9 protein-coding genes are annotated in these 8,865 nt (G+C 43.8%); 6 read left to right on the plus strand and 3 right to left on the minus strand.

Annotated elements, in window-relative coordinates:
- Window positions 1-112 precede the first annotated feature (112 nt).
- The 5 genes from Q3886_RS06215 to Q3886_RS06235 all read left to right on the plus strand — a co-directional run bounded on the left by Q3886_RS06215 (window position 113) and on the right by Q3886_RS06235 (window position 6,342).
- Window positions 113-442: a LysM peptidoglycan-binding domain-containing protein gene (locus Q3886_RS06215; RefSeq protein ID WP_301860348.1), complete on the plus strand. Its 330-nt coding sequence runs from the start codon at window positions 113-115 to the stop codon at window positions 440-442.
- Window positions 443-695: 253 nt separating this feature from the next.
- Window positions 696-3,314 (plus strand): type I restriction-modification system subunit M, encoded by a 2,619-nt coding sequence (locus Q3886_RS06220; protein WP_301860350.1) that lies wholly within the window; start codon window positions 696-698, stop codon window positions 3,312-3,314.
- Complete coding sequence (locus Q3886_RS06225; RefSeq protein WP_301860351.1) at window positions 3,307-4,494, plus strand: restriction endonuclease subunit S; 1,188 nt, start codon at window positions 3,307-3,309, stop codon at window positions 4,492-4,494. Before Q3886_RS06220 ends, Q3886_RS06225 begins: the two co-directional genes overlap by 8 nt.
- Window positions 4,495-4,510: 16 nt before the next feature.
- Complete coding sequence (locus Q3886_RS06230; RefSeq protein ID WP_301860353.1) at window positions 4,511-5,437, plus strand: site-specific integrase; 927 nt, start codon at window positions 4,511-4,513, stop codon at window positions 5,435-5,437.
- Window positions 5,438-5,553: 116 nt separating this feature from the next.
- Complete coding sequence (locus tag Q3886_RS06235) at window positions 5,554-6,342, plus strand: Fic family protein (protein ID WP_301860354.1); 789 nt, start codon at window positions 5,554-5,556, stop codon at window positions 6,340-6,342.
- Between the two features lie 192 nt (window positions 6,343-6,534).
- On the opposite strand, the gene Q3886_RS06240 is transcribed toward Q3886_RS06235, so the two are convergent.
- The 3 genes from Q3886_RS06240 to Q3886_RS06250 all read right to left on the minus strand — a co-directional run bounded on the left by Q3886_RS06240 (window position 6,535) and on the right by Q3886_RS06250 (window position 8,194).
- Entirely contained in the window at window positions 6,535-6,747 is a 213-nt protein-coding gene (locus tag Q3886_RS06240; RefSeq protein WP_301860355.1) for a hypothetical protein, read from the minus strand.
- Window positions 6,747-7,328 carry an abortive phage infection protein gene (locus Q3886_RS06245; protein ID WP_301860356.1) on the minus strand — a complete coding sequence of 194 codons (582 nt, stop codon included), beginning with the start codon at window positions 7,326-7,328 and terminating at the stop codon, window positions 6,747-6,749. The genes Q3886_RS06240 and Q3886_RS06245 overlap by 1 nt, the downstream gene beginning before the upstream one ends.
- Before the next feature lie 158 nt (window positions 7,329-7,486).
- Window positions 7,487-8,194, minus strand: a complete 708-nt coding sequence (locus Q3886_RS06250; RefSeq protein ID WP_301860357.1) for a hypothetical protein — start codon at window positions 8,192-8,194, stop codon at window positions 7,487-7,489.
- 149 nt (window positions 8,195-8,343) lie between these two features.
- Here Q3886_RS06250 and Q3886_RS06255 point away from each other — a divergent pair, with 149 nt between their 5' ends.
- Window positions 8,344-8,688, plus strand: coding sequence for a type II toxin-antitoxin system HicB family antitoxin (locus Q3886_RS06255; protein WP_301860358.1), 345 nt, complete (start codon window positions 8,344-8,346; stop codon window positions 8,686-8,688).
- Window positions 8,689-8,865: the final 177 nt, after the last annotated feature.

An 8,865-nucleotide genomic window follows, 5' to 3' on the forward strand; every position in this document is an offset into this window, starting at 1 on the left:
GAATATATGTTCTGATTTTGTATTGACAAAACACATGTTCGCCGATATAATAAAACCATCAGCAAACATGTGTTTGTAAAACGTTTGTTTTGACTGTAAGGAGCGTTTACCCATGAATATTGTAACAGCAAATAAAAAAATACTGCTTCTGTTCCTGCTGGTACTGGGAATTATCGGTACCCAGTCGGGATGGAACTATCAGAAAGAATCGACGTATATTACCGTATCAGTACAGCAGGGCGATACCCTCTGGAATCTGGCTTCCTTGTCGGCAGAAACGGACAGAGACATCCGCAGTGTCGTTCAGGACATCATCGAATCCAACCATCTTCAGGATAATGCCGATATCTATCCCGGCCAGGTATTGAAAATCCCCGTAGATGCGCAGCATGAAACCGCCGTCCGTCAGCAGCTGGCACAGACCCACTATATGCCGGAGTAGGAATTCCCTGCGTATGGCTGCTGCAGCGGCAGTACGGCAGTACAGCATGGTCCATAGTAAAACATGATAATACATATATAGATAAACCAACGTGCCTGCATTAGGAAATGGCTCCTTAGTGCAGGTACGTTTTTTTGCGTTGTACAGGTATGCCATATATTATACTCCACATCAGGCTGAACTCTTGACTTCTCTTCGTAATTACTGGACAATAAGAATACATACATGTGACCCAAACAGGAGGATGAACAGATTGAATAAACAGCAGCTGGCTGCCAAGATCTGGTCTGCAGCCAATCGAATGCGTTCCAAAATTGAAGCCAATGAGTATAAAGACTATATACTGGGCTTTATCTTTTATAAGTACCTGTCAGAAAAAGAAGTCCAGTATCTGAAAAAAGAAGGAAATACCGATGAAATGATTAAGGAATATGTTACGGAAGAACATCCGGATATAGTGAAGTACCTGCAGAACAATCTGGGGTACTGCATTACTTATGAAAATCTCTTTTCCACCTGGATTGCCAGCAGAAATGATTTTTCCATTGATAATGTAAAGACCGCCCTGTCGGCATTTAGCCGTCTTATCAGTCCATCGCATAAAAAGGTATTTGAAAAGATTTTCCTCACTCTGGAAACAGGCCTTTCCAAGCTGGGCGATAAGGCCAGCACACAGACCAAAGCGGCGAGTGACCTTATTCACCTAATTAACGAAATCCCCATGGGTGCCAAACAGGATTATGATACGCTGGGTTTTATTTATGAATACCTCATTTCCAATTTTGCATCCAATGCCGGGAAGAAGGCCGGTGAATTCTATACGCCTCATGAAGTATCGGCCCTCATTGCCGATATTGTGGCCCAGCACTTGAAAGACCGGGAAGAAATTACCATTTATGACCCGACCAGTGGTTCCGGATCCCTCCTTATTACCATCGGTCAGGCTGTGTCCCGCTATATGAAAGCGGCAGAAGGAAAAGAGTTTTCACAACGGGTAAAATACTATGCCCAGGAATTGAAGGAAAATACATTCAACCTGACCCGTATGAATCTGGTCATGCATGATATTCCGGCCAGCAATATTATTGCCCGCAACGGCGATACGCTGGAAGAAGACTGGCCCTATTTCGATGATGACGATCCGGCAGGGACCTATGACCCTCTGTATGTCGATGCTGTTGTGTCCAATCCTCCCTATTCGCAGGCCTGGAATCCGGATGGAAAAGAGTCTGATCCCCGCTATGCCCGCTTTGGCCTGGCGCCGAAATCGACAGCAGACTATGCGTTTTTGCTTCATGACCTTTTCCATATTCGGCCAGACGGTATTATGTGCATTGTCCTGCCTCATGGCGTCCTGTTCCGCGGCGGCTCAGAAGGAGAAATTCGGCGCAACCTTATTGAAGAAAATCACATTGACGCTATTATCGGTCTGCCAGCGAATATCTTCTACGGCACTGGGATTCCTACCATCATTATGGTACTTAAACAAAAGCGGGACAATACAGACGTTCTCATCATCGATGCATCCAAAGGCTTTGAAAAGGAAGGCAAAAACAATCGTCTCCGTGCGTCTGACATTCGCCGTATTGCCGATACTGTAGGAGCGCGAAAGACGATTGCCAAGTACTCCCGCACCGTACCGATAGAAGAAATTCGTGCCAATGACTACAACCTCAATATTCCCCGCTATGTCGATTCGTCCGAAGCCGCCGAAAGCTATGACATCTATGCCAGCATGTACGGCGGCGTGCCGGCCAGGGAAATCGACGCCCTCCAGCCCTGGTGGGATGCCCTGCCTGGTCTGCGGGATACGTTGTTCCAGCCGAAAGAAGGACCGTATTGTACAGCAGCTGATGGGGATTTGCCGGCTCTCATTGCAGCCCATCCGGCTGTGCAAGCTTTCAAGGCTTCCGCCAAAGCGGCTTTTGCAGATTTCCCGAAATTTCTCGACAAGGAACTGATTGTTCATCCCGAACGCGTAGATACGGCAAAAGAAGAAGGCCAGATCAGTCAGGATATCTTCCGCCGCCTCCAGTCAATTCCCCTCGTCGATGTCTATGAAGCATATCAGCTCTTCCATGACGACTGGGTTCATATTGAAACGGATCTGGAAGCCATACAGTCTCTGTCCGGCAAAAATCCGCTGGACGCGGCGCGCATGGTCGATCCGGTCTTTACGGTGAAGAAATCAGGCAGTCAGGAAACTGAAATACAAACCGGTTGGGAAGGACGAATTCTTCCTTTCGCTATGGTGCAGGACAAGAAGCTGCGTGTGGCCAAAGAAGCTATGTCGGCTATAGAACAGCGTATGGAAGACATAGCCAGTATCTATGAGGAACTGCTGGAAAATCTAACCGAAGAAGAAAAGAAGGATATTACCAATGAAGCTGGCGATGCCTTTGACTGGAAAGCCCTTGGCAAAGAGGCCAAGGCCCTGCGGAAAGAGTGGAAACAGAAACAGCCGCCAGAAGGATCGAAGGAAGCAGTCATTCTCCAGGCCGATGAACTGCAGAAAGAAGAAAAGCGGCTGAAAAAAGAAAAGAAAGTTGCCGAAGAAGCGCTCGTAGAACAGACAAAGGCGGCCATCGAATCGCTGACAGACGACGAAGTACGAGAGTTTCTGCGGGAAAAATGGATTCAGACCTTATGCCAGTCCATCGATGCCCTGCCGGAAAAGACACTGCAAACCCTGGCAGACCGTGTAGAAGACCTGGCAAAGAAGTATGCGGTTACTTTGCCGGAACTGGATCGGGAAATTGAACAGACGGAACAGGAACTGGCCCGCATGATAGATGACCTTACAGGCGATGTGTTCGATCTGAAAGGACTGGCAGCATTCAAAAAGCTCCTCACAGGTGATAATCATGAATAAAAAGAGCAAAAAACCGGCTATTCGATTCAAAGGATTCACCGATGATTGGGAACAGCGTAAGCTGGGGGAAGTTGTAAAAGAAATATCCAGAAATGATCCTTCGATAGACGCACCCATTATGATGATTACGGCGAATAATGGATTTATTGAACAGTCTGATAGGTATGCTTTTAATAATGCTGGGAAAAGTTTAAAAAAGTATATCCTTCTTAAAAGAGGCGAGCTTGCATATAATCATGGCGCATCCAAATTGCGGCCATATGGTTCATGCTTTGCACTCTCTACTGTGGAAAAAGCAAGAATACCCTTTGTTTATCACTGCTTTTCTACGATAAATCAGAATCCAGAATTTTTGTCTATAGAACTGAATGGTAAATATGTGGAAAAGCAACTTCGACGAATAGTCTCTTCCGGTGCAAGAATGGATGGACTGTTGAATATTTCTTTTGAAGAATATGTTGCAGTGTCAGTTCTTCTTCCCATTCCGAAAGAGCAAACCGCAATATCTATTTTTTTTAATACTATCGACAATCTCATCACTCTTCATCAGCGTAAGCTGGAAAAGCTCCAGATCATGAAAAAAGCACTGTTGGAAAAAATGTTTCCTAGTAAAGGACAAACAGCTCCAGACATTCGCTTCAAGGGATTTACAGACGCTTGGGAACAGCGTAAGCTGGGGGAAGTTGTAAAAGAAATATCCAGAAATGATCCTTCGATAGACGCACCCATTATGATGATTACGGCGAATAATGGATTTATTGAACAGTCTGATAGGTATGCTTTTAATAATGCTGGGAAAAGTTTAAAAAAGTATATCCTTCTTAAAAGAGGCGAGCTTGCATATAATCATGGCGCATCCAAATTGCGGCCATATGGTTCATGCTTTGCACTCTCTACTGTGGAAAAAGCAAGAATACCCTTTGTTTATCACTGCTTTTCTACGATAAATCAGAATCCAGAATTTTTGTCTATAGAACTGAATGGTAAATATGTGGAAAAGCAACTTCGACGAATAGTCTCTTCCGGTGCAAGAATGGATGGACTGTTGAATATTTCTTTTGAAGAATATGTTGCAGTGTCAGTTCTTCTTCCCATTCCGAAAGAGCAAACCGCAATATCTATTTTTTTTAATACTATCGACAATCTCATCACTCTTCATCAGCGTAAGTTTATTTTTTAAATAAGGAGGCTATATCATGAATGCAGACATGGGCAAAAACGAAGTATTTGTAAATTATTATGCAAAATGGATTCATGTGTACAAAGAAGGGGCCGTGCGGGACGTGACGATGAATAAATATCGCATGACTCTTTCGTGGGTGAAAAAATTAGCCCCTGATCTGCAGATTCAGGACATGACGCGGATGGCATACCAGCAAATTCTCAATGACTATGCTGCTGTCCATGAGAGGCAGACTACGCTGGATTTCCATCATCATTTGAAATGTGCCGTTCTGGATGCTGTAGATGACGGACTGATTGCCCGCGATCCTACGCGCAAGGCAATCATCAAAGGAAAGACGCCGCGGGAGAAAAAGAAAAAATATTTGAACCAGTTTGAACTGCATCGCTTGTTGACTCATCTTACGCTAGGCGATTCTGTCAGTTGGGACTGGCTGATCTGGCTTATTGCCAAGAGCGGCCTTCGCTTTTCAGAGGCGCTGGCTATGACGCCCGATGATTTTGATTTCAGCCGGCAAATGATTTCTGTAAACAAGACATGGGATTATAAAGGAAGCGGCGGATTCCTGCCTACAAAAAATCAGTCCTCTGTACGGACGATTCAGATGGACTGGCAAACCATGACACGCTTTGCAGCGTTGCTGAAAGGCCGACCCGGTCAGGAACCGTTCTTCGTCCGCGGCAGAGCTCATAATTCTACAGCTAATGCCATTTTAAGCCGACATTGCCGGCAGCTGGGTATTCCGGTTATTTCCATTCATGGACTGCGGCATACTCATGCGTCATTGCTCCTGTTTGCCGGTGTATCTATTGCCAGCGTTGCCCGCCGCCTGGGCCATGCCAGCATGACGACAACGCAGAAAACATATCTGCACGTCATTCGGGAACTGGAAAGCCGGGATATTGATACGGTCATGCGCTTCCTGTCCAGCCTGGGGTAAGAGCAATACCTTTCGGTGCCTTGTATCCTGTAAATCATCATTGCACATGGCAAACTGTATACGGTACAATACAGACAATAGATATAAGTTGAAAATTCTCAAAAGGATGATAGCGTATGATGATAAAAACGGGATTTGAACAGGCCATGGAAATTGCTGTTAAGATGAAGAATCAGTTTATTTTCGATATGGCAAAAATGGAAGGGAACACGGCAACGTTCGAACAGGTAGAAACCATTGCCGAAGGCATTTCTGTCGGCGGTCTGACGGTTGGAGAAGTGGAACAGGTAGCCGGCATCACCAAAGGATGGAACCGAATGCTGGACATGGTGAAACATAAAACATTTGCCGTTACGAAAGATACTGCATGCTATCTGAACAGGCTTATAGCGGCAAATGAAAACTATAACGGATTGGGAGGATTTCGCGTACGCGGTGTTCGTATTACCGGCACGGGGTATATTCCCCCTCGAGCCAGTGAGCTGGACCAGTGCTGGAAAACGATGATGGAGACGTTGGAAAACTTTCCGGCAGATACACAGGCGATGTACCTGTACATGAGTATGGCTCGAAATCAATTCTTTGGTGATGGGAATAAGCGGACTGCCCTGACCATGATGAATGGATTACTCATTGCCAATGGCTATGCACCGGTTACGGTTTCCCGCAAAGAAAACAGCGAATACCGCCGTATTTTAATCAATTATTATGAACATCCCGAAAACAATCAGGACGCGTTTTTTGCATTTTTGACGAAAAAGCAGAAAGATATTTTAACGTATTGGGGATATGAAGAAGAAATGACGAATTGGGAGGTTGCGCCTACTAAAGAGATGGATACTGACGCCAACGTTGTCCGAACGAAAAAGATTGAAAGAGAACACAGCATTGATGACGTGAAGTAACCGAGTATTGCTATGCCAAAATGGGGACCGACAGCATATAGTATGCCTGCCAGTCCCCATTTCTATCTCGTAAAAGCTAACCGTTACGTATTCCGGGATTCCATGACATCTTCCACAGAGTCACAGGTCTTACTGCGATTACAATGATGATTTACATCGTCAAGAGATTTCAATTATTACTGTGATTGGCCCTTAAAAGTCATCAGTAGATCGCAGGGCAACTCCGATTAGCGAGGTAACAAGGATGCCGCCTTTGATGATGAATTTATCCTTATATTGTGAGACAGCCAGTCGTTCCAGAAAACGTTCCATCATGTAAATGCGGATCAGGATTCTGGCATCTGCATGATTTTTCTGAGCCAGATTTTTTATTCGGCCTTTTAATTGGGCAGGGGTGAATTTCATTACAGGAGTACCTCCATATACTGACGGATCAGCTTTTCGACGCGAAAAAAGGGTGCATATTTCATGAGCCGGTTCAAGTCTTTATCTGTTCGTTTTACGTAGTTTTTTACAGCAGACTGAAAGTCTTGAATTTCAAAGCTGCTGCGGTTACGCACCAGATCGCAGATGGTACGCTCTAAATCATAGATAGGAATCAGATGTCCGAAAGAATTTCGTACCATCATTCTGCCAATTGGCAGTAATTCCTTTTTCACAGTAAACACTTTGATGCCTGATTCTTTCAGATTTCTGGTATTATAACCGGAATAAAGGGTAATTGTCTGCTGCATAGGCTCACGATCAGTCAAGCCGTGATAAAAGAGAGCTTCGTCGTGAGAAAATACAGCTTTGGGACAACGCCGATGCAGGACAAAAGCCTCATCTTTCCATGCTTCTGGAGAAAGATAGATGCCATGAGCAATTTTTTCAAAGTGGTTTATTCGAATAAAGCGGTAAAACTCATCCTTCTTAATACCACCTTTTAGGGCGGTATTGGTGAGAAGCATGCCTGAGTCATCAACAAAATTTAAAATTTTATCCATAGCAATCACCAACTTTCATGCTTATATTATAAATAAAATAAGCATAAACGTCGAGAAAAACGATGATATGAAGCAATGCGTATTGCCATGCCAAAACGGGGACTGACAGCATATAGTATGCCTGCCAGTCCCCTGTTTTGTGTCGTATCATTCAGGCTTTATGTATTCCGCGATTCCATGACATCTTCCACAGAGTTGCAGGTCTTACTGCAATTACAATGATGATTTACATCGTCAAGGGATTTCAACGTCTCAAACTCGCCATCTTCGTCGAGTAAGGAAAGAACGCCCCAGTCAAAATAACTGGTAAAAGCCAGCTGCCTTTTACTTTTTAGAAGTAAGCGAAATTCTTTGATATAGGCAGGAAGATTTTCTTCCAGATATATGCCAAATGAACCCGTAAATTCAAAATCGGCTTCATCAAAAGACTGGGACTTTATAGAAATATCTGTTATGGAATCACCTTTCAGGTAAGAAAATAACAGTTGTAAGTTGTCCATAGAACTATTTTCGTTTTTATAATACAATCTTTTGGGTATGCGATTTTTGGATATACAAACAGAGCTGGATTCACTGTAGCTGATTTCAAAGGCTCCACGGTCCGTGATTATAACAAGTACATTATCGAATTCAACTGTCAATGAATCGTGGTTTACAGGAGGAAGCAAACAAGGTGGGGATACGGTAGTTACCTCCTGAATCGCAGCACCTATGAGTCCGATACGATGGATGTATTCGTTTAGTTGGTCGGGATTCTGTATGACAGGAGCACTCCAGTCATGCACAGAGAATTCCTTTTTAAAATCATCGGTACCTCTTAATGTCTGGATATGATATGTTTTAATGAACTGTTCCGTTGTATTCATACATAGTTCCTCCTTTGTTCAACATCGTTCAGCCTTTCTGCGTGTGCTTTTTTGTTTTATTGTACATGATTTTTACTGCGTACATCCAGTGTTTTGGTTCTTCAAAATAACTATATTGCCTCCTTGGCCATTATGCGTATAATGAGTATATGAAGCAGATTAAAGAAAGGGAAAAGGGTGGTAATATGGAAAAGGTAATGTATCCGGCATGTTTTTATCCTTGCGAGGACAAAAAAGGTGCTTATACGGTTACAGTGCCAGATCTTCCTGGGTGTGTAACTGAAGGGGACACGTTAGAGCAGGCTATTGAGATGGCGGTAGATGCCGCTTCTGGCTGGGTATTAGATGAATGGGAGGACAACGACCCGATTCCTAAGGCCAGCAGTATTGAAGATATTACCCCGGACAGTGAAGATGGGTTTGTTAGTCTGCTGGTTTTAGATATAGATGCCTATGCAGAAAAGAATGGCGTTAATTTCTTCCAGGCATTATAAGATGCGTTGTTAGATATATTTAAAAAGCAACACATAGGTAGTGTTTAACGCTAGTGAGGCAGGTACATGGCTATTTCATATAGCAATGATGTACCTGTTTTTTATTTGTACTTTATAGTTGATAATAGCTTTGTGAAAGTTGTTGTTCTTTTGGGTAGAGCCGTAGTATTATAGCAG

This window comes from uncultured Megasphaera sp. (assembly GCF_958350005.1).
In the GTDB taxonomy this organism is placed as follows: Bacteria; Bacillota; Negativicutes; order Veillonellales; family Megasphaeraceae; genus Megasphaera.